Annotated in this window: 18 protein-coding genes; 4 read left to right on the top strand and 14 right to left on the bottom strand. The window is 46.1% G+C overall.

Annotated elements, in window-relative coordinates:
- Window position 1: 1 nt before the first annotated feature.
- Complete coding sequence (locus tag GFS24_RS22425) at window positions 2-1258, bottom strand: Pycsar system effector family protein (RefSeq protein ID WP_153663468.1); 1257 nt, start codon at window positions 1256-1258, stop codon at window positions 2-4.
- A gap of 83 nt (window positions 1259-1341) precedes the next feature.
- Here GFS24_RS22425 and GFS24_RS22420 point away from each other — a divergent pair, with 83 nt between their 5' ends.
- Both GFS24_RS22420 and GFS24_RS22415 read left to right on the top strand, forming a co-directional pair.
- Window positions 1342-2202 carry an SdiA-regulated domain-containing protein gene (locus GFS24_RS22420; RefSeq protein ID WP_153663466.1) on the top strand — a complete coding sequence of 287 codons (861 nt, stop codon included), beginning with the start codon at window positions 1342-1344 and terminating at the stop codon, window positions 2200-2202.
- 4 nt (window positions 2203-2206) lie between these two features.
- Window positions 2207-5845, top strand: a complete 3639-nt coding sequence (locus tag GFS24_RS22415; protein ID WP_173003158.1) for a BamA/TamA family outer membrane protein — start codon at window positions 2207-2209, stop codon at window positions 5843-5845.
- Here GFS24_RS22415 and GFS24_RS22410 read toward each other — a convergent pair.
- The 4 genes from GFS24_RS22410 to GFS24_RS22395 form a co-directional block, all read right to left on the bottom strand.
- Window positions 5842-8205: a hypothetical protein gene (locus tag GFS24_RS22410; RefSeq protein WP_153663462.1), complete on the bottom strand. Its 2364-nt coding sequence runs from the start codon at window positions 8203-8205 to the stop codon at window positions 5842-5844. The genes GFS24_RS22415 and GFS24_RS22410 overlap by 4 nt on opposite strands.
- A gap of 91 nt (window positions 8206-8296) precedes the next feature.
- The gene (locus GFS24_RS22405; protein ID WP_153663460.1) at window positions 8297-8971 is read right to left on the bottom strand and encodes a DUF3267 domain-containing protein; all 675 of its coding nucleotides are present in this window, start codon (window positions 8969-8971) and stop codon (window positions 8297-8299) included.
- A 3-nt stretch (window positions 8972-8974) separates the two neighbouring features.
- Complete coding sequence (gene lysA / locus GFS24_RS22400; RefSeq protein ID WP_153663458.1) at window positions 8975-10201, bottom strand: diaminopimelate decarboxylase; 1227 nt, start codon at window positions 10199-10201, stop codon at window positions 8975-8977.
- 39 nt (window positions 10202-10240) lie between these two features.
- Window positions 10241-10627: an RNA-binding S4 domain-containing protein gene (locus tag GFS24_RS22395; RefSeq protein ID WP_153663456.1), complete on the bottom strand. Its 387-nt coding sequence runs from the start codon at window positions 10625-10627 to the stop codon at window positions 10241-10243.
- A 100-nt stretch (window positions 10628-10727) separates the two neighbouring features.
- Here GFS24_RS22395 and GFS24_RS22390 point away from each other — a divergent pair, with 100 nt between their 5' ends.
- The gene (locus GFS24_RS22390) at window positions 10728-12146 is read left to right on the top strand and encodes a cation:proton antiporter (protein ID WP_153663454.1); all 1419 of its coding nucleotides are present in this window, start codon (window positions 10728-10730) and stop codon (window positions 12144-12146) included.
- Window positions 12147-12234: 88 nt separating this feature from the next.
- Window positions 12235-12999 (top strand): DeoR/GlpR family DNA-binding transcription regulator, encoded by a 765-nt coding sequence (locus GFS24_RS22385; protein ID WP_153663452.1) that lies wholly within the window; start codon window positions 12235-12237, stop codon window positions 12997-12999.
- Between the two features lie 133 nt (window positions 13000-13132).
- On the opposite strand, the gene GFS24_RS22380 is transcribed toward GFS24_RS22385, so the two are convergent.
- From GFS24_RS22380 to GFS24_RS22340, 9 genes are all read right to left on the bottom strand, one after another.
- Window positions 13133-14371 carry a lytic transglycosylase domain-containing protein gene (locus GFS24_RS22380; protein WP_153663450.1) on the bottom strand — a complete coding sequence of 413 codons (1239 nt, stop codon included), beginning with the start codon at window positions 14369-14371 and terminating at the stop codon, window positions 13133-13135.
- Window positions 14372-14384: 13 nt separating this feature from the next.
- A complete protein-coding gene (gene gatA / locus GFS24_RS22375) occupies window positions 14385-15830 on the bottom strand; it encodes an Asp-tRNA(Asn)/Glu-tRNA(Gln) amidotransferase subunit GatA (protein ID WP_153663448.1) in 1446 nt (481 codons plus the stop codon).
- A gap of 84 nt (window positions 15831-15914) precedes the next feature.
- Window positions 15915-16091 (bottom strand): twin-arginine translocase TatA/TatE family subunit, encoded by a 177-nt coding sequence (locus GFS24_RS22370; protein ID WP_305764203.1) that lies wholly within the window; start codon window positions 16089-16091, stop codon window positions 15915-15917.
- Window positions 16092-16470: 379 nt separating this feature from the next.
- Window positions 16471-16818, bottom strand: a complete 348-nt coding sequence (gene rplS, locus GFS24_RS22365; RefSeq protein WP_153663444.1) for a 50S ribosomal protein L19 — start codon at window positions 16816-16818, stop codon at window positions 16471-16473.
- 85 nt (window positions 16819-16903) lie between these two features.
- Entirely contained in the window at window positions 16904-17584 is a 681-nt protein-coding gene (gene trmD / locus GFS24_RS22360; protein WP_153663442.1) for a tRNA (guanosine(37)-N1)-methyltransferase TrmD, read from the bottom strand.
- Between the two features lie 10 nt (window positions 17585-17594).
- Window positions 17595-18119: a ribosome maturation factor RimM gene (locus GFS24_RS22355; RefSeq protein WP_153663440.1), complete on the bottom strand. Its 525-nt coding sequence runs from the start codon at window positions 18117-18119 to the stop codon at window positions 17595-17597.
- Window positions 18120-18197: 78 nt separating this feature from the next.
- Window positions 18198-18659: a 30S ribosomal protein S16 gene (rpsP, locus tag GFS24_RS29375; RefSeq protein ID WP_153663438.1), complete on the bottom strand. Its 462-nt coding sequence runs from the start codon at window positions 18657-18659 to the stop codon at window positions 18198-18200.
- Between the two features lie 180 nt (window positions 18660-18839).
- Window positions 18840-20162 (bottom strand): signal recognition particle protein, encoded by a 1323-nt coding sequence (gene ffh / locus GFS24_RS22345; protein ID WP_153663436.1) that lies wholly within the window; start codon window positions 20160-20162, stop codon window positions 18840-18842.
- Window positions 20163-20757: 595 nt separating this feature from the next.
- Window positions 20758-21627, bottom strand: coding sequence for an RNA polymerase sigma factor RpoD/SigA (locus tag GFS24_RS22340; protein ID WP_074240841.1), 870 nt, complete (start codon window positions 21625-21627; stop codon window positions 20758-20760).
- Window positions 21628-22004: the final 377 nt, after the last annotated feature.

Below are 22004 nucleotides of genomic sequence, written 5' to 3'. Positions count from 1 at the left end.
ACTATCCTTTTACCGGGAAAAACAATGCTGCGATCGTAAATGCCAATACTGAGGCAATGATCCCGAACATAAAAATATTATAAGCGATCCGCAGCATGCGGTATTTACGACCCAGTACAACACCCAGGTTGTAGATATCATGGATCATATTGCTGTAGAGGTAATCGTTCTTCTTCATAATGGTTTCCATACCATCTTCATACTCCTGATAGCTCATCTGGTGAAAGTTGCCGAAGAACAGGAGGTTGGATTTTTTATGTTGTATATCCTGCAGCGTGAACCGGCCGGATGTAACATTCGGGCGGGTGGCCAGGATAGAAAATACGATGGTGGTAACACTCGTCGTTAAAAAAATGATGGATGGAAGAATGAAATTGGGATAGTCTTCCAGTTTGCGTAACAATACACTGAGCAGTACAGAAATGATAATGGCGTTCACAGAGATCATGATGTTGGCCTTGGAATCTGCCATGGAGCTTAACCGTATATGGTTGGTGCTGGTGGTACGGAACATGGTTTCCACCCCTCTGCCCAGTTTCTCCTGCTTTTCCACTTCCGGCCGCTCCGGTTTGCTTTCTTCTTTTTTCTTTTCCTGTTTAGCTGCTTTTTTATCCAGTTTCTTTTGTTCAGCCACCGCCTCTTGTATAGCTTCTCCCTGTTTCTTTTCCAGTTTGGCTTTCAGGCGCTCCAGGTTCTCTTCTTTCTGCTGCTTTAAGAGTGTCTGACTATAAGCCGTATGGTACTTGTGTGCTTCCAGGAAATTGATGGTGGAAATGGTCCATTCCAAACCGGAGATCTCCTGTTTGCCTGCCAGTTCCGCTTCCGCCCTGAGCAGTTTATTCCGCTTGCTGAACTCTTTGGAACCCAGGTGAAAGAGGTCCGCATCACAAACGATCTGTTCCAGCAGGTTATTAGGTGCCTGTGGTATCCGGGTAGCCAGGATGCAACCTTCCACAGCCAGTGCCACACTCTCTGGCAATTGCTGCAACGCAATGAATTCACGTGCTGCATTAGCGCCGGCCTGTTCATGTTCTGCCCGGGCGCCCAGTATATACCCTACATCATGGAACCAGGCTGCCAGTAATACTACCAGGTGGTCCGCATCTGTTAAGCGGTAATAAGCGGCGATCTGTTCTGCCGCCTGTACTACCTGCTGCGTATGTGCCATGTTGTGATACACCAACACAGGGTCCGGCCGTTGCTCAAATTGCTGGGTAACATAAACCTTCGCCGCAGCGATCACTGAACTAATTTCCATCGGAACTTGTATTTACAGAGAAAGAATTCAATTCCAAATTACGGCATTTTTTGCGTTAATTTTACTTCCTAAAGTTAAGGCTTATGAAGATGATCATGCTCTACTGCCTGCTGATAGCCATCATATCCTGCCAGGGACTGAACCAGAACCCGCAAAAAGACATCAGTTCCCCTAAAGGATACAAGATGGAAAGCCCGGAGCGGTTCAAAGTGAGAGAGTCATTACAAGAGATATCCGGTATCGTATATTATAAGGACGAAGAACATTTCATGTCCATTAATGATGAACAGGGAAAGGTGTTCCAGGTAGGCCTGCGCACCAAGTCCCCCTACCCTTTCTGGAAATTCGGCAAAAGCGGGGATTATGAAGAGATCCTTAACACCGGCAAGGAATGGATCGTACTGAAAAGCAACGGAAGCCTGCATATCGTAAATGGCCTGTTCACAGATACCACTTCTTCCACCGTATATCATTTCCCCAAAGGAGATGCAGGATCAAAAGAATTTGAAGCAGCCTACTTTGATCCAACCCGTAACAGCACCATCGTTATCTGTAAGAACTGTGCGGACGATAAAGAGAAGAAAGCCACCAGCGCCTATGCCTTTTCCATGGACTCCCTGCAATTCTCACCGGAGCCGGTGTTCAGCTATCCATATGCAGATATTTCCAAACTGGCAAAATCACCGTCCAAACATTTCAGGCCCTCTGCCGCTGCTGTACATCCTATCGAAAATAAGGTATATATCGTGGCTTCTATCAACAGGCTGCTGGTAATAACCGACCTTTCAGGCAAAGTGCTGGAAACACACAAACTGTCTTCCCGGGACTTCAATCAGCCGGAAGGCATTACCTTTGCACCTAATGGAGATATGTATATCTCTAATGAAGGAGATGAAGAGCACACGGCAGACATCCTTAAATACAAATATCATCCTCAGCCATAATTATATGCGTTCCAAACTCTACTTACTTGTTGCCACCTTATTCATCTCGTCTTTTTGTTATGCGCAATCAGACAGTATCGTGCAGCGGATCATCCTTATAGGAGATGCCGGAGAGATCCATCATGGCACCAATCCCACGATAGATGCAGTGCGCAAGCTGATAGACCTGAATAAAGGTAAGAACACAGTGCTCTTTTTGGGAGACAACGTATATCCGCTGGGGTTACCTAATGTAAATGCTCCAGGCTATAAAGAAGCACAAGCTATCCTGGATTACCAGGCAGGCCTGTTAAAAGATACCAAAGCAGAAGGGATCTTCATTCCGGGTAATCACGACTGGAGCCGCCACAAACCAGATGGATGGCAAACCATCCGCAACCAGCAACGCTATATAGATTCGCTGGGATGGCCTAATCTGCAATTCCTTCCCAAAGATGGATGCCCCGGCCCCATTGCAGTACCTTTAGGAAAAGATGTAGTGCTGATCGTGATGGATAGTGAATGGTGGTTGTACCCCGGTAAAAAACCCGGTATTGAATCTGGCTGCGATTGTAAAACACAGGATGAAGTACTCTCTGCCATTAATGATATTGCCGCCCTCAATCCCGGCAAGCTGATGGTATTTGCTACCCATCACCCTTTACGCAGTTACGGTATCCATGGTGGTTATTATACCATCAAACAACATATTTTCCCCTTAACGGATGCAAAGCCGGGTCTTTATATTCCGCTGCCGGTGATCGGTTCCATCTATCCGCTGGTAAGAGGCGTATTTGGCACAACAGAAGATCTGCCCCATCCTTTATACAAGAGAATGGTGAAAGGCATTGAAGAAGCGCTGCCGAAAGATGCACAGGTAGTATTTGTTTCCGGCCATGATCATACGCTGCAGCTGATCAAAGATCAGGGCAGAAGTTATATCGTAAGCGGCTCCGGCGTAAAAAATAACCGTGTAAAAAAAGGCAACCTCTCTGAATTTGCCAGCCGTGTAAATGGCTTTACGGTAATAGAAGTAATGACCAATGGCAACGTAAAGGCGAACTTCTATAATGATAAAGATGCAGCACCCATCTTTAGCCAGAACCTTTATAACCTCAGTACTTACCGTGGCAGAGAAGAAAATTATCCCAGCCGTAAGGATGCGCCAGCTACTGTAACGTTGCCTCCTGATCCGCAATATGATAAAGCCGGCAGCTTTCACCGTTTCCTGCTGGGCGATAATTACCGCAAAGTATGGGCTACCCCGCTTACCTTCCCTGTGATCAACCTGGACACTGTTAAAGGTGGTCTGAAGATCCTGAAAAGAGGCGGTGGTAAACAAACCCGTTCCCTCCGGCTGGAAGATAAATCCGGCAATGAATGGGTATTGCGCTCTTTGCGTAAATGGCCCACTTCCGCTATGCCGGAAGCATTACGGGAAACTTTTGCAAAGGAAGTAGTACAGGATCAGATCTCTGCTGCCAACCCTTATGCCCCGCTGGCTGTAAGGCCATTTGCCAGAGCTGCAGGCGTACCTTATACCAACCCTGAATTTGTATACCTGCCGGATGATACGGCACTGGGCATTTACAGAAAAGATTTTGCAGATGGTGTGTACCTGCTGGAAGAAAGAGAACCGGTGAGCACCAATAAGACCTACAACTCTGAAAAGTTGATGGAGAACCTGCTGGAGGATAATGACAACAACCTGCACCAGCCTTCTTATTTACAGGCCCGTTTGCTGGATATGTTCATAGCAGACTGGGACAGGCATGAAGATCAATGGCGCTGGTATGCAGAAAAAGATAAAAAGAAAAAAACCTTCTACCCTATCCCGCGGGACAGGGACCAGGCTTTCTTTGTGAACGAAGGTTTAATTCCCCGGCTGGTAAGCCGCCCATGGCTATTGCCCGCTATCCAGGGTTTCAGAAAGAAATTCCCTTACATCAATGGTTTCAATTTCAGCGCCCGTTTCCTGGACCGTAATTTCCTGAGTGAACTGGATGAAGATGCCTGGCAAAAACAAAGCACTGCTTTTGCTGCATTGATGACGGATAACCTGATAGACGAAGCGGCCACTCAGTTCCCTGATACCATCAATAAACAGGTGAGCGAAATGATGCGCAGCACCCTGAAAGTAAGAAGGGATAAGCTGCCTGTACAGGCCATGAAATACTATCGCTTCCTGGCAAAAGGCGTGGATATAACCGGTACGTTCAAAGATGAACAGTTCACCGTTACCCGTTTACCGGAAGGGAAAGTACAGGTACAATCACAAAAGATCAGTAAAAGCGGAGACCTGGAACAAACGCTGTACAGCAGAACATTTAATCCTGCACATACCAAAGAGATCGCACTCTACGGATTAGGCGGGGAAGATAAATTCGTTATTAAAGGAGAAGGCAGATCACCTATCCGCATCCGCATCATTGGCGGAAAAGAGAAAGATACTTACATAGACAGCGCCGATGGCGGTGGCGGTAAACGCATTTTCATTTATGATCTGGCACACCGGAAAGATAGCTTTGCCGTAACCGGAAGAGAAAAATTACGCCTGTCTTCCAAACCGGACGTGATCAAATATGACAGAAGAGCGTTTGTATATAACAAGGTGATGCCTTTACTGGCGGCAGGTTACAACCTGGACGACGGAGTATCTTTAGGTTTAGGCATTCAATACATTGGCCATGGCTTCCGCAAAGATTCCTTTGCCGTAAAACATACCTTCACAGGTACGCATGCTGTAGCAACACAGGCTTACCAGTTCCGTTACCAGGGTCAGTTCAATGATGTGATCGGAAAAACCGACCTGCTCTTAACGGGTATTGCTAAAGCACCTCACAATACGGTGAACTTCTTTGGATTTGGTAATGAAACGGAATACAAGGACACTACCGACCCAAAGATCCGGTATTACCGCAGCCGCTTTAATATCTATTCCGTATCAGCAGCCTTACGCACCAATCTTACACAGAACGTTACGTTCTTTGCAGGTCCCACGGTTTCTGCCGTTACCCTGGAAGCAGAAGATAATGAAAACCGCTTCCTCACTAACTACAAAGCCAATATGCTGGACTCTGCTACTTTGTTCAAAAACAAATACTACGCAGGGATCAGTGCAGGTTTCAATATAGATACGCGTGATAATGATCTGAATCCCACCCGTGGATTATTGTGGTCTACTACTTACCAGGCCAATACCGGGCTGAATAAATTCAGCAACAGTTACTCCACACTTCGTACGGACATGAGCATTTACGCGTCCCTGGGATTACCAGCCAGCGTTGTATTAGTATCCCGTTTTGGCGGAGGTGTTACCTGGGGCCAGCCGGAATTCTTCCAGTCTATGACATTAGGCGGTACGGCTAATCTTCGTGGTTACAGGAACAACCGTTTTGCCGGAAGGGCCATGGTGTATAACAACATGGAGCTGCGCGTAAAACTGTTTGATTTCACTTCTTATATCCTGCCCGGATCTGTTGGGCTGATCGCTTTCAATGATGTGGGAAGAGTTTGGAAAGATGGAGAGAAATCACACGAATGGCATGATGGTTATGGCGGGGGGCTTTACTTCTCTCCTGTTAATATGCTGATCATTACCGCAGTGGTAGGGCGTTCCAAAGAGGAAACCCTACCCTACGTAACGTTTGGATTTAAGTTCTAATTTTTATTTGTTGGAACGATACCTTGAAAGTTCACACTCAAACGAATGGCTTTTAAACCGCTGATACCTTGCAGTTCTTCCAGATCCAGCATTTCCACTTCAGGTAAGAGGACGTTCTTGTTCTGTAAGAACTCAATGTATTTGCGGTATTCTTCTGCCTCCCGGCCATAAGAATATACGATGGCTATCTTACCCGGCTGTGTAAGCCTTTCCTTAGTTGACTGCACCCTCACTTTATCGATCCGTTTCTTCATGATCTCATAGCGGATATTGTAAGCCCCTTCCACATCAAAGCGCCGTTCATCTTTACGGAAACTGATATCGATAGGATTATTATGCGCCAGGATCAACTGGGTGGTTTGTAAAGGCACTTTCAGTTTAGGTTCCAGTTCATGCGTGATGCGTGCAATGGTAGCCATAGAGGAAAGTTGCCACAGGCGAAGGTTGCGCAGGTACAGGTTATCAAACTTCCTGTCCGGTGCAATAGACTGGCCAATGTAGATATTATATTCCACGCCGTCCGTTCTGTATTTCTCAAAATAGCAGGGATAAGATTTTTGCAATTCATCCTTCTCTTTCTCATAATACTTATTCACCGCAGAATTGATCTTCTGCAAACTCTCTTCATACTCACGGCGGTGATGGTACACATGGCCCGTGCTCTTGTCTATCTTCTCAAAATAATGATGCAGCAAAGGTTTGAACTCACTTTCACTGTCATACAGATGACGGAAGATAGGCGCGATCTCATGGTCCAGGAATTCGTTGATCTTCACTTCATCTTCTGCGAAGAGAGAATCCTGCATACTGTTCAGCATGCGGTTATTCTTATACTGCAATTCTTCCAGTAAAGGCAGATTTAAATCTCCGTTGATCTGGCGGAAAGTATGCTGAATGAGTTGTAACTGTTCGCGCAGATCGTCCCGTATCGCAGAGCCTCTTTCTACAGAAGAGTTGCGGATATCTACCGCACCATATAAAGGATACACACCTTCAAAAAGTATGTTGCCGATATCTTTCTGCTGTTCTTTGGGTGTATGCAGATATTCCCATGCTGCTTCCGTGAACTTCCATTCTACGGCAGGCTGCAAGGCAGTGTACTGTTCTTTGATCACATCGTTGATCCTTTCATTGGCCAGTTCCATACTTCTGCGCAACAGCAAGGTGCCTACGGCATAACTTGGTTGCAGGCGGTTCAGCATTTCCCAGTCCAGCGCTTCATCTGTGGAAGCAGCTATTTCCAGCATACCCAGCAGTATATCTTCATGCCGGATAGGGCAAAGGATGAAACTCTTAATGCCCTGCAAAGGCAGATATCTTAAGAAAGGATATAACTCTACTGTTTGTCGGTTGATCTCTGAAAGCACCAGCGGCTGGGGGTTGGTATCCAGGAATTCCAGCAACTGGTCGTTGAGTCCGGCACGCTCTGCATCGTTTCGCGCGTTGGCGAAAATGATGCTTTGTGCCACGTAGGCATTATCCAGTACGGACTTATTATTCACCTTGATGAAAGGGATCATGTGCAGACTTACATCAGGACGACCGATCATCGTTTTCAGATATTCGCGGGCCTTTACGTATGTTTTCAGCTCATTGTCCTTCCGGATGTTCAGCACCAGGTTCTTCATGCCATTCACCACATGTTCCTGTGTAACGTCCTTGATAGTCCAGATGGCAAATCCCTCAAGGGAGAAATTCTCCAGCGGTATTAGTTTTTGCAGATCGCCGATATCCTGCATTTTGAAATCACCTACGCAGATCCGCCCGCAATCCAGTTTGGGCAGTTCCCCTTTCAGTTTTACATCTACAAAACGAGGGTCTATCACCAGTTTAATATACCGTTGAATACCCGTGTCCGGATGTACAATGCTGTGGGTGATCTCATTATCGTAATTGATGGGGAGATTGTACCAGCGTTCCAGGATGAGTTTATACATCCAGGCCATTTTATCCTTTTTCACTTTCTCTTCAGAAACACCTTTGGGAATAGCCATCAGTTCATGGCCGTTTTCGGAAAAGAGCTGGCGGAACCTTTCAGAATAATAGAAGATGGCAAAACGGAAGGGAGCACCTATACCGTAAATGTCTTTGGTATCATCTATGGTTACCGGAAAAACGGTGGCGGTAATGAGGTCCAGGTATTCCTGGTATTTGGAAATGTCCGTATCCTTCTCTAATGGTTCCAGTAATGCGGGATCGCTCTCAAAATGGCGTACGATCTCTGAGAAATAACCAGCGCGGGCGCCTTTGGCCTGCGTAGCTTTCTGTTTCATGTAGCGAATGTAAGGCCCAAATGAAATGTGACTGTCGATCAATTCATCTCCCTTAAACAAACGCGGGTGTGCAGTTAATATTTCCATATAAATAAACGTCAAAAAAGTGCTAATAACAGCGCTAAACCAATTGACAGTGCAGGATAACAGAATTGTTGCGGGGGAAGGTTACACAAAGTTACGGGTTTTCTACATCCGAAGTATTATTTACCGGATAAACGGGATAATTCGTGTCCTGGATTGCGTAAAAATAAGAAACGCCGGTATTCGCATCGTCAAAACTGACGGGGCTTTGGTGCCGATATATATAAAAATACCCGCATAAGCCAAAATCACCGGCGCAACAAAGGGTGTGAAAAGTATACAGTCCTAAAAGCAGGGCTTTCCCCTCTACCGGTACAAAAAAGAAAACAACCGCACTCAAACCGGAAATGACTACAAAAGGGGCCATGGCGATGTACCGGAACTGCCGGTAATTGATCACAAAAGCATGGGCCACGGCATAGAACATCAGGTATCGCCAGATCACCCCATAGCGCACATCCCTGGCTCCATACCAGCGGAACATCCAGCCATGGATCATTTCATGTAAAGGAACGAGTAAAAAAGTAGTGGGAATGCCTAATAGCAGCCATCCAAAAAAGGCCGGAACGGTCAGTTGGCCTTTTGCGATCCAGTAAGTGGCTCCTGCAACTGCAGCTATACAGCCCAGGAAAAAGAAAAGGAAAAGCAGGCGCTGGTAAATATTCCGGGCCTGCAAACCTTCCCGCAAAGGAAGGATCAGCTCCCTGAAGCCGTAGCGCGCAAATTGCGAATAACCTTTCGCCTCCAGGGAACGGATCAGTTCCTCCATTGTTTACAGGGGGATTTCTATTTGATTCCTCAGCAGATCTTCAATCGTATCACGCTTGCGGATCAGGTAAGGTTTGCCATCTTTTATCATTACCTCTGCCGGTTTCAGGCGGGAGTTAAAGTTGCTGGACATTTCAAAACCATAAGCACCGGCATTGTAGAACACCAGGTAATCTCCTTCACGTACTTCATTGATCTTACGGTCCCAGCCGAAAGTATCTGTTTCGCAGATATTACCTACTACAGTGTAGATGCGCTCTGTGCCCTTATGGTTAGTGATATTTTTAATGAGATGGAAAGAATCGTAGAACATAGGACGGATCAGGTGGTTGAAACCGGAGTTCACACCCACAAAAACCGTAGCCGTAGTTTGTTTGATCACGTTAGCCTTCACCACAAAGTATCCGCATTGGCTCACCAGGAACTTTCCTGGTTCAAACCACAGTTGCAGCGGGCGTTTGTAGGATTTCGAGAAATGAATGAAAGCATCGGTGAGCTTTTTACCCAGCAGATCAATATCCGTTTCCGGATCACCTTGCTGGTAAGCTACTTTGAATCCGCTGCCCAGGTCAATGAATTCCAGGTCTTCGAAATGAGAAGTCATTTCAAACATGATCTCCACCCCGCGGATGAATACATCCACATCCTTGATCTCAGAACCGGTGTGCATGTGCAGCCCGGTCACTTTCAGTTTGGTGGATTTAACGATCCGCTCAATATGGCGCAGCTGGTGAATGGAGATACCAAACTTGCTGTCCACGTGGCCGGTAGATATTTTAAAGTTCCCTCCTGCCATGATGTGCGGGTTCAGACGGATGCAGATAGGATAGCTGCCGCCGAACTGGTTACCGAACTGTTCCAGGATGGAAATATTGTCAATATTGATGTTTACGCCCAGGTCTTTTGCTGCAATGATCTCCTGCAGGTCAACACAATTGGGGGTAAAAATGATGTTTTTAGGATCGAAACCTGCCTTGAGGCCCAGTTGTACTTCCTGGATAGAGACGGTATCCAGCCCGCAGCCGATAGAATTGATATACCGGAGCACGTTGATATTCGTCAATGCTTTACAGGCATAAAAAAAGCGCGCATCGGCCTTCACAAAGGCTTTCTGAAGCTTCTCGTATTGTGTTTTGATCTTTTCGGCATGATACACATAAACCGGTGTACCAAACTCTTCCGCCACTTTTACCAGGAAATCGGCGCTGAGAACATCGCTTTGCTTAGCCATTGTATCTATTAAATTGAATGTGCGAATTTAGTAAGAATATTAATCTTCCTGCATAAAATCGTCCAGATCCCGGCGTTCCCGCTTGGTTGGACGGCCAATTTTGCTCTGGCGCTTGCCGGTATCAAAGCTGGCAGCGATCCTTGCGTTGAGCAATTTGTCCTCTTCAGGTGTAATATCCACGTAGTATTTAATGGCTTCGCTGTATTGCACACGGTTCTGTAAAAGGCCTACCACCTCTATCCTCCAGCGCCTGGCTTCTGTTTTTACATCAAACTTGTCTCCAAGGTTAACGCTTTTTGCTGCTTTTACGGCAGCCCCATTGAGTTTCACCTTGCCGCTATCGCAAGCTGCAGCTGCCTGGGTACGGGTTTTGAAGAGGCGTATAGCCCAGAGATATTTGTCCAAACGAAGTTTTTCTCCACTCATGCCTGCAAAATTACAAATTCGCGGGCATCTACCGCAAAACAGGATGACATACATCGTTCATCATTTCTTCCTATATTTCGGCCATTATTCAGATTGTTCCATGAAGAAGAGCCACCTGCTTTATCCTTTGATCATCGGCATTTTTGCCGCACTTATCTGGTTTATCATTGCCCAGGGAGAACGTTTACCAGTGCGGGAGCATGCACCGCTGACCACTATAACGCCTGCTGCACCAGCAGCCCCCGGTTCCGGTGTATTCAGCGAACTGTTACACCATGCACAAAATCCTCTAAGCCTGCTGCTCTTACAGATCATTATCATCCTCTGCGTGGCCCGGTTATTCGGTTACCTCGCCCAAAAAATAAAACAACCTGCTGTAGTAGGTGAGATTGTTGCGGGTATCGTACTTGGGCCTTCCCTGCTGGGATTGGTATGGCCGGAAGCGATGAACGCTATTTTCCCGAAAACTTCTTTAACTAATCTGCAGTTCCTGAGCCAGATCGGCCTGGCCTTTTTTATGTTCATTGTGGGCATGGAACTGGATATCAGTAAGGTTCGACAGAAAGCGCATGATGCGGTGATGATCAGCCATGCCAGCATTATCATTCCTTTTTTCCTGGGTGTTTCCCTCGCTTACTTTACTTACCAGGAATTTGCACCCGCTAATGTGAACTTCATTTCTTTTGCCCTTTTCATGGGCATTGCCATGAGTATCACTGCCTTCCCGGTATTGGCCCGCATTGTACAGGAAAGAGGTTTAACGGGTACGCCATTGGGAACGATGGCCATTACCTGTGCCGCTGCGGATGACATCACAGCCTGGGGGATCCTGGCTGTAGTCGTAGCCATTGTGAAATCCACGGGCATCCTCAGTGCTGTGATCACTATTTCACTGGCGTTGGTATTTGTATTTGCCATGTTCTTCCTCGTACGGCCATGGCTGCAAAAAAGGATGACTGCTGTGCAGGGGTCTAAAACCAAAGTGGCATTAGCTTTCTTTGTGTTGCTGATTTCCGGGTACCTGGCAGAAGTGATCGGGATCCATTTACTTTTCGGTGCTTTTATTGCCGGTGTGATCATGCCGCAGGAAATGAATATTAAATCTTTACTCACGGATAAACTGGAAGATGTAAGTGTGCTCATCCTGCTGCCTATCTTTTTTGTGCTGACTGGCTTACGTACACAAATAGGCTTACTCAATGAAGGACATCTTTGGGTTGTATTTGGTGTGATCATGCTGGTAGCCGTTTCCGGTAAATTTGCCGGTTCGGCGCTAACAGCAAGGATTGTAGGGCAACCATGGCAGGAAGCACTTTCCATTGGTGCGCTCATGAATACAAGAGGTTTAATGGAACTGGTGGTATTGAATATTGGATACGAACTGGGTATTTTAACGCCACAGGTATTTGCGATGTTAGTATTGATGGCACTGGCTACTACATTCATGACAGGGCCACTGCTGGATCTGATCAATTATTGTTATGCACGGCGGCATAAAGTTGGGATCAATATGAACTAATTATTAACTCAGTTCCTGGCTGCTAACATTTTAGCATCTTTTCTAAAAATCTGCTGTAAATTAGGCGGGAAGCTATCCCAATATTCCAATGATCAATATCGCAGAGAGGCATAAGTTTATTCTGAGCCGGTTGCAGGAGAAAGGTTACATTAACGTTCTAGAGCTTTGCAAGGAACTGGATGTTTCCGGAGTAACAATTCGAAAGGATTTAAAACTACTGGAAGATAAGGGTTTACTATATCGCTCACACGGAGGTGCCACTGCACAGAATCCCTATACGAACGACAAGCCCGTCAATGAGAAAGAGAAGATCAGGCGGGAGGAAAAGAACAATATCGGAAAGGCGGCGGCGGCTCTCATTGTACCAGGCGATGCTATTATCATTGGCTCCGGCACAACGGTACTGGCAGTAGCCCAGCATATCCAGCCCCGCGGACCGTTGATGATCATTACCTCTGCGCTGCATGTAGCCCTGGAATTGAATCGTTTTCATGATATTGAAGTATTGCAACTGGGAGGTGTACTGCGGAATAACTCTTCTTCGGTTACCGGCACTTATGCAGAAAAGATCCTCGCGGATTTTTCCTGCAGCAAATTGTTCCTGGGTGTGGATGGGATTGATGTGGAATTTGGGCTCACTACTTCTAATATCAATGAGGCGCACCTTAACCAGCAGATGATGGCAGCAGCACAGAAAACAATTGTGGTCTGCGATTCTTCCAAATTCGGGAAGAGAGGTTTTGGCAGGATCTGCCGGCTCGAGGATGTTGATCAGGTGATCACGGATAAAGGTGTCTCTGATCATATGAAGAAGTTGCTGGAAGATGTAGGGATTGAAGTAACGATCGTATAGTCTAAGAAAAGAGCTTCTTTTAAAAAAGCGACTCTACCTGAAAAAGAAAAGAAACCGCCCTTTCTTGCGCGGCAAACACATAAAAAGGCCCGCATGTTATCCATGCGGGCCTTTTCCTTTCAGTATCAATAAATTATCTTCTTCTCGTTGTTTTCTTTTTCTTAGTCGTCGTTTTCTTTGCAGTTACTACCTTTTTCTTAGCAGTGTTTGCATTCACTTCAGGCCTTTTAACCGGAGCGGGGAAACGTGACTTATCTACTGTTGCCGCTTTATCATCCAGTGTCAATTGAAGGGATTCTTTCAGGATCTCTTCTTTCTCTGCCTGGAATGTTTTCATTTTCTCTTTCGGTATCCTCAGATCGTAACTGCTGGTTTCGCCTGCCAGGGAAGAAGCAAAGTTTGGATTTAATCTTTCCATTTCTGCTGCATCAACGGACAGTTTCTTTGCAATCGCCTCGAGTTTGTATTTACCGGAGATATTGAAAACTACGGTGTTGTACAGATCTTCGTCAGACAGTGGCCCTGTTTTCTTCATTTCTGCGGGCAGGGTCATTCTTGCTGCAGGGGCTGCATAGTTATCGCTCACACCAAAGAAGGTATTGAAACGATCCAGGATGTAACCGGTGGCGATGAATTTGTATACATGGTTGCGGGACTCAGCGGGGAGGAAATACTGGATACCCCAGAAATCACTTCTTCCACTGATCTTTTGTGCTCTTTGCACACCACCTGCACCACAATTGTAAGCTGCTACTACTAATAACCAGTCATCAAACTGCTCGTACAGTTCATTCAGGAATTTGGCGGCGGCCACGGTGGATTTGTAGAAATCCTTACGTTCGTCCACTTTCTTTCCTACGCTCAGCCCAAAGATCCTGGCTGTGCTGCTCATGAACTGCCACATTCCTACGGCGCCAACCCTTGAGCGGGCATTGTAGGTCATTCCGGATTCGATCACGGCCAGGTATTTCATTTCCTCGGGGATCCCGTGGTCTGTGAAAACCTTTTCGATCATAGTAAAGTACGGCGCCGCTCTTTCTACCATCACCGCGAGGTGCTGGCTGTAACGGGTGGCGTAATCATTTACATATCCGGTAATGTAGTGATTATTCATTTGTTCGTACACCTTGGGATTGCGAACGACCACTGGCATAGCCTGTGCAGCTTGTTTCACCGCTAAGGTAGCGGGAGAAGCGGCTGGCAGCACGGTGTCTTTCGGCAGGTGTGCGGATTTCTTAAGAGTGACTGAGGTATCAGCGGATAATTCAATTCCCGGGATAGCCATCTCCTTAGGGCTCATATTGCTGGCTGCAGCTTCACTGGTAAATATCCCCAAGGCCGGCAATAGGAGTGATAAAAAGACTTTCGTCATACGCGTTGTTGTTTTATTCTATGTTTACTTGCTGCTCATGCAACATACTATTTGCTATTTGTAACAAGTTCTCTTCGTCAAACTCCTTCGTGATGATCTGTATACCATATGGCATCCCGTTTGAATGCCTTTGCAAAGGTACGGAAATTGCCGGAACCCCGGTCAGATTGGCTAAAACTGTGTAAATGTCTGCCAGATACATAGCTATGGGATCATCCATTTTTTCTCCAATCTTAAAGGCCGTTGTAGGTACGGTGGGCAGCAGAATGGCGTCATATTCGGCCAGGATGTTTTGCATCCTTTCTACTACCAGCCTCCTAACTTGCTGGGCTTTAGTGAAATAAGCGTCGTAGTAACCGGCGCTCAACACAAATGTGCCCAATAAGATGCGGCGTTTTACCTCTTTTCCAAATCCCTCAGACCTGCTTCTTTTATAGAAATCGGTGAGGTCCAGGTTATTTTCAGGGGTACGGTAACCGTACTTAACCCCGTCGAACCGGCTGAGGTTGCTGGAGGCTTCTGCGGTGGTGAGCACATAATAGGCTGCCACTACATAATCCAGGTAATCGAAGTTCACCCCTTCTACGGTGTGTCCTTCTGCTTTCAAATCTTCAAAGAAACTCTCATATCCCCCACGCATCTCAGGATCAAGGCCTTCGTGATGCAGGGCGTCTTTTAAATACGCAAATCTCCGGTTTTTATTGTGCTGGAGACTAGATTGATAATCAGGTACTTTGCTTTGAGACGCTGTACTATCAAAAGAATCCGGCCCGGCGATGACTTGTAGAACCAGGGCCACATCTGCAATATTCGAGCCAAAAATGCCTATTTGGTCAAATGAAGAAGCATAGGCGATAAGCCCATGCCGCGATATCCTTCCATAACTGGGTTTCAGCCCTACAATACCACAAAAATCGGCCGGCTGGCGTACGGAACCGCCGGTATCGCTACCCAGGCTTACCTGGCACAAACCTGCCTGAACAGCTACAGCGGACCCTCCGGAACTTCCTCCGGGTACCCGTGTATTATCCAGGGCATTGAGCACATTGCCATAGGCAGAGTTCTCGTTGGTGGAGCCCATAGCAAACTCATCACAATTAAGGCGCCCGATGATAATGGCGCCTTCAGTGATCAGCCGCTCTACGGCTGTTGCAGAATAAAGGGAAGTAAATCCTTCCAGGATCTTTGAAGCAGCGGTAACCTGATGGCCTTTATAGCAGATGACATCTTTGATGCCTATTACTACTCCGGCCAAACTACCGGGGCGCTCTCCTTTTTGGATACGCGCATCCAGTGCCGCTGCCTGCGTCAAAGCTTCCTGGGTAAACACTTCCAGGTATGCGTTCAAATGCCGGGCCTGCTCAATCCGGCCCTGATACAAACGCACCATTGCCTCGCAGGTCGTTTTTCCGGCATACAACGCCTCATGAAAAGACGATATACTGCTGAATTCAGTCAAACCCAAACCAGTTTAAATCTTACAATGGGAGATCTCTATCTAATGCGGAAATCCTCTACTCTTTCTATTGCGGGAGAGAAGCTACTAAACGTTCTTCTTAACTTCGCCTTCTTTCATGCCTTCTTCCATTTCGCGACGCACGTTGTCTTTGGCATCTTTGAATTCACGGATACCTTTACCCAGGCCACGCATCAGTTCAGGGATTTTCTTACCTCCGAACAGGAGCAATACTACCAAAGCGATAAGGATAAGTTCAGTCATGCCCAGTTCTTGAAAAAGTAAAAGCGGTGATTTAACGAAAATTGCAGTCATTTCTCAGTTTTTATAATGTTCAGCTAACAAAGATAGGTTTTAATTCGGGGTTTTTCAATGCAATCGCAGGACTTTAATTAAGTTTTAAGGAAGCATGCGAAGGCGTGATGGATGTGGGTTTGGAAGGATTTTCACTGTTGCATAGTTGTTTCGGTGATTATCTGTTAAAATATACGCAGATAAGGGGAAAACAGATGTTTTAGCGCCGGAATACCTTCCTGTTTCTGAAAACACCCTACCGTTTCTGCAAACGTTCTTTCTCTACCCCAAATAAAAAAGACGGAAGCCCAATGGACTCCCGTCAAGAATTAATTTTCCTGTATTAGTACTAAACCCTTTTTTCCTTGATACGTGCTGCTTTACCTTGACGCTCGCGCAGGTAATACAGTTTCGCCCTTCTTACCTTACCTACTTTATTCAGTACGATAGAGTCGATATTTGGTGAATGCATTGGGAACAACCTTTCCACACCAACCCCGTCAGAGATCTTGCGCACAGTGAAAGATGCTGTAAATCCAGTGCCCTGCGTTTTTACAACATCACCTTTGAAGGACTGGATACGTTCCTTGTTTCCTTCTACGATCTTATAGTTAACGGTAACGTTGTCACCGGCTTTGAACTTAGGAAATTGCTTTGCAGCAGTCAACTGTTCGTGAACAAAAGAAATTGCGTTCATCTTTTTCTAATTTATAGGACGGCAAAGGTAAGGAACTATATCCAAATACCAAGACCTTTTCGCTGTTTTTAAAAAATTTTAGTTGCTAATCATGGCTTAAGATGTCCGGCCGGCGCTCTTTTGTTCTCCTCAGGGCCTCTTCATGCCGCCACTCGTCTACTTTCCGGTGATCCCCGCTCAGTAAAATGGCCGGTACTTTCCATCCCCGGAACTCTTCCGGCCTGGTATACACCGGAGGCGCCAGCAGGTTATCCTGGAAGGAATCGAACAAAGCGGAGGTTTCATCATTCAGCACACCGGGTAAAAGACGCCCTATGGCATCAACCATCACCGCTGCGGCCAGTTCTCCCCCGGAGAGTACAAAATCCCCGATGGATACCTCAAGGGTCACAAAATGCTCCCGTACGCGTTCATCTATGCCTTTGTAATGTCCGCAGATCAGCAGCAGGTTCCCTTTCAGGGAAAGCCCGTTGGCCATCCGCTGGTTAAAAGGTTTGCCATCCGGTGTGAGATAGATGATCTCATCGTAGGTCACTTCCTTTTGCAATGCCTCTATGGCATTCACCAGTGGCTCTATCATCATCACCATGCCGGCGCCGCCGCCAAACTGGTAATCGTCCACCTGGTTCTGGCGAAAAGTGGAATACTGGCGCAAATGATGCACGTGTACTTCCAGTAAACCCTTGCTCTGTGCACGTTTCATGATAGAATGTGCAAAAGGGCTTTCCAGCAGTTCCGGTAATACGGTAATGATGTCTATCCGCATGATCAATGGTTTATTTCCCTAAATAGATGTCCAGCAGGCCATCCGGCAGTTCCAGGTATACGATCTGTTGTTTCTTGTCTACCTTCAGCAGGGTCTGTTCGTTGAGCGGGAGTAACATCTCCTTTTCCTTAAACATCACCTTAGCCAGGATCTGCAGCGGCATTTCAATGATCTCCTCAATTTCACCCAGCAAACCGGCTTCCTTGTCTTCTACCTTAAAACCTAAGAGGGATAAGGGTGCATCGGCGGAAGCCAGGCCTTTAAAGTCTGCTTCTTCCAGGTAGATCCCTTTCTGCAGCAGTATCCGCGTAGCTTCCCGCGTATCAATACCTTCCAGTTTGATATAGGTATTTTCCGTGTCTTTGGCTTTGGCTTTCTGAATGAAGTAAGGCATGAAACTATCCTTGCGTTCTTCGACGAACACCGCTGTGATGTCTTTCAGGGCAGTTTTCTTTCCCAGGCTGTGCCGGAGAATGAATTCCCCGTCTGTACCATAAGCGGCAGCGAGTTTCCCGATATTGAAATAATTAGCCATTCAAGGATGCCTTTTAAAAAGCAAAAAGGGAATATTTGCGAACAAATCTTCCCTTTTTGCAATATGGTATTTGAAGAATTAAGCTTCTGCAGGGCCTTCTTCAGCTTCAGGAGCTGAGGCAGCAGGAGCATCTTCCACTTTTCTCACGATAGGAGTTACTGCGCGGGCAGCTCTCTTCTGGTGTTCACGACGAGCAGATACTTTTTCTTCGTGGTCTGCCTGCCATTGCTCAAACTTAGTGTAAGCAGTTGGCTCATCGAACAATCCGAGTTTAACCCCTCTCAGGAGGTGTTTCAGGTAAAGTACACCTTTGAATGACAGGATGCGTCTAACAGTATCGGTAGGTTGTGCACCTTTCTGCAACCAGCGTAATGCTTTTTGCGTGTCGATGTTGATAGAAGCTGGTACAGTCAAAGGATTGTATGTACCGATCTTTTGGATGAATTTACCATCCCTTGGCGCGCGGGCATCAGCCACTACGATAAAGTAAAAAGGTCTCTTTTTAGCGCCGTGTCTCTGTAATCTGATCTTTACTGGCATAAATAAGTCGAGTTATTTGGTGCGAGTTGTTAGTGAATAAAAATTGTTTCAATCGGGCAGCAAATGTAGTCCTAAAATTCAAATTCTCAAAAACTTTTCATTTGCTGATTATCTTTCAAGGGTTGTGAATGATAAATTAACCCCTTACAAATCAAGGTGTTTTATCATTTGTCAACCTGTTTAACCTCTCATTTTGAGGCCTTTAGCCCCACCTGGCATTTTGTTCATCATCTTCATCATCTGTCTCATCTGCTCAAATTGCTTCATGAACTGGTTCACATCTGTGATGTCCTTACCGGCTCCTTTGGCAATACGTTTCCGGCGGCTGCCATCTATCAGGTCCGGATTGCCCCTTTCTGCGGGGGTCATGGAATTGATCATAGCTTCTATGCCTTTGAAGGAATCATCGCTGATATCGAGGTCTTTTACCGCTTTACCCACCCCTGGGATCATACCCAGCAGGTCCTTGATGCTACCCATCTTCTTGATCTGCTGCAATTGCTCTTTGAAATCGTCAAAATCGAACTGGTTCTGGCGGATCTTCTTTTCGAGCTTTTTAGCCTGCTCCTCGTTGAATTGCGCTTGTGCCCTTTCTACGAGGGTGGTGATATCTCCCATCCCCAGGATCCGCTGTGCCATCCGTTCAGGATAGAACACATCCAGCGTATCCAGTTTTTCGCCCATGCTCACGAACTTGATGGGCTTCTGCACGGTATATTTGATGGTTAACGCCGCACCACCGCGGGTATCACCGTCTAATTTCGTTAATACTACGCCGGTAAAGTCCAGGCGGTCGTTGAACGCTTTGGCTGTATTTACGGCATCCTGGCCGGTCATAGCATCCACCACAAAAAGGATCTCCTGTGGTTTCACGGCGGCTTTGATATCGGCCACCTCGGTCATCATCACCTCATCTACAGCCAAACGACCGGCGGTATCGATGATCACGATGTTGTTGCCCTGGGCTTTTGCGTGTTTGATAGCGTTTTCTGCTATCTGTACGGCATTCTTGTTCTCAGGTTCGCTATATACTTCTACCCCTACCTGGCCGCCGAGTACTTTCAACTGGTCGATCGCTGCAGGGCGGTAAATATCCGCCGCTACCAGTAAGGGTTTCTTGTTCTTTTGTGTTTTGAGGAAATTGGCGAGTTTACCGGAGAAAGTGGTTTTACCGGAACCTTGCAGGCCGGCGATCAGGATCACGGTGGGGTTGGTTTTGATGTCCAGTTCCACTTCCGTGTTGCCCATCAGATCTGCGAGTTCGTCCTTCACGATCTTCACCATCAGCTGGCTGGGGGAAATGGCGGTGATCACCTTTTCTCCGAGGGCTTTGTCCTTTACCCTGTCGGTAAATTCCTTGGCGATCTTATAGTTCACATCTGCATCTACCAATGCCCGGCGGATCTCCTTCACGGTAGTTGCCACATTGATCTCAGAAATGCGTCCTTCTCCCTTAAGCTGCTTGAAGGCTGACTCTAACCGCTCCGATAATGATTCAAACATATACTAAATAGTAAAAGTTAACCCGGAAATATTCACCGGGAGTGCAAAAATAAGGTTTCTCAAAAGCAAAAGTTAAAAAAAAGCAGAAAGGTGGCTGTTTTCACTGAAAATAGTGGCTTTATCTACCGTTGATCTCCATACTCAGGTATATCGCTCCTATAGCATTCCTATATCGTTCCTATAGCATAGGTATATCCAAACGATATAGGAATGCTATAGGAGTGTTATAGGAATGGGCTTTCAGTGATATAGGGATATAGGAGGATAGAGCCGGGATGAAGCTTCTATTGATGAAATAATAGCCCTCTTTATTGGCAGGAGAGTTTTCTTAGGCAAGAAAATACGTTCTCTGGAGAGTTTGCCGCGCAGGAAAGGGCGGTGTTTTTTCTCTTTTTGGGGTAATTGGCTTTTTGAAAGAATCTCTTTCTTAAAGGGAAAAAACCTCTCTGCCACCAGGGCACTTGCCGCGCAGGAAAGGGCGGATCTTTTTCTTTTTTTGGGGTAGGTGTTTTTTAAGAAAGAAGCCCTTTCTAAATAAAAAAAGGAGCCAGGTTTGCACCTGACTCCCTCATTTACAATATTTTAACGCTGTTTATCAGCCTCCCAGGTAGTTGCGGAGCAACTTGCTGCGGGAGGTGGTACGCAGTTTAGTGATCGCTTTGTCCTTGATCTGACGAACGCGTTCGCGGGTCAGGCCAAATTTCTCGCCGATATCTTCCAGGGACATCGGATGTTCTACGCCAATACCGAAGTACAGCATGATCACATCTTTCTGACGGTCTGTAAGGGTGGAGAGAGAACGTTCAATTTCGCGGCGGAGGGAATCATGATGATCCAGTTCCTCATCTGCGCTAACGGCATTTGGATTTTCCAGTACATCCAGCAGAGAATTATCTTCTCCGTCAATGAAAGGCGCATCCATGGATACGTGACGGGCAGCTACACCTAAGGTGGCTTCCACTTCTTCTGTATTTATTTCCAAAATAGTAGCCAGCTCATCCGGAGACGGCTCTCTTTCAAATTCTTGTTCTAACTGGGAATATGCTTTGCTGATCTTGTTGGACAAACCAACTTTATTCAACGGTAAACGTACGATACGGGATTGTTCTGCCAACGCCTGGAGGATAGACTGACGGATCCACCAAACTGCATAGGAGATAAATTTAAAACCACGGGTTTCATCAAAACGCTGTGCTGCTTTGATAAGGCCGAGATTGCCTTCATTGATCAGATCACTTAAGGATAAGCCCTGGTTCTGGTATTGTTTTGCAACAGACACTACGAAACGCAGGTTTGCTTTTGTTAGCTTCTCTAAAGCACGCTGGTCACCCTGCTTGATGCGGATGGCCAGGTTCACTTCTTCTTCCGGCGTAATGAGATCCACTTTGCCGATCTCCTGCAGGTACTTTTCTAACGACTGAGACTCACGATTGGTGATCGACTTCGTGATTTTAAGTTGGCGCATTGACATAGCACGGGAACAGTTACAGGTTAAAAAAAAGTTAATTTAGAAGAATGCTAGACAAAAATAACTTTTTTTAGATGCTGGCCAAAAAAAATATAGTCCTGTTGAATCCTTTTTAAGCTAAATCGATTGTGGGCGATAATATTCTGGATATGATATTATTTTAACGTGAACTGACACTGTTTTAACATGATTTGAGGAGATTGGGGAAATAACCAAATAAAAAAGCGGGATATACATAACGCAGAAAGATCATATTTCAAAATAAACCCACGTTTGATAATGAATTAGTTAATATATCAAAAAAAAATTAAAATTTCCTTTGTTAGACTAAATTATTTTCTATAATTGCATGCAGATGATTTAGTTTTTATAAT

Origin of the sequence: Chitinophaga sp. SYP-B3965, from assembly GCF_009647655.1 — a bacterium.
GTDB lineage: Bacteria > Bacteroidota > Bacteroidia > Chitinophagales > Chitinophagaceae > Chitinophaga.
This window is presented reverse-complemented; position numbering and strand designations above follow the sequence as displayed.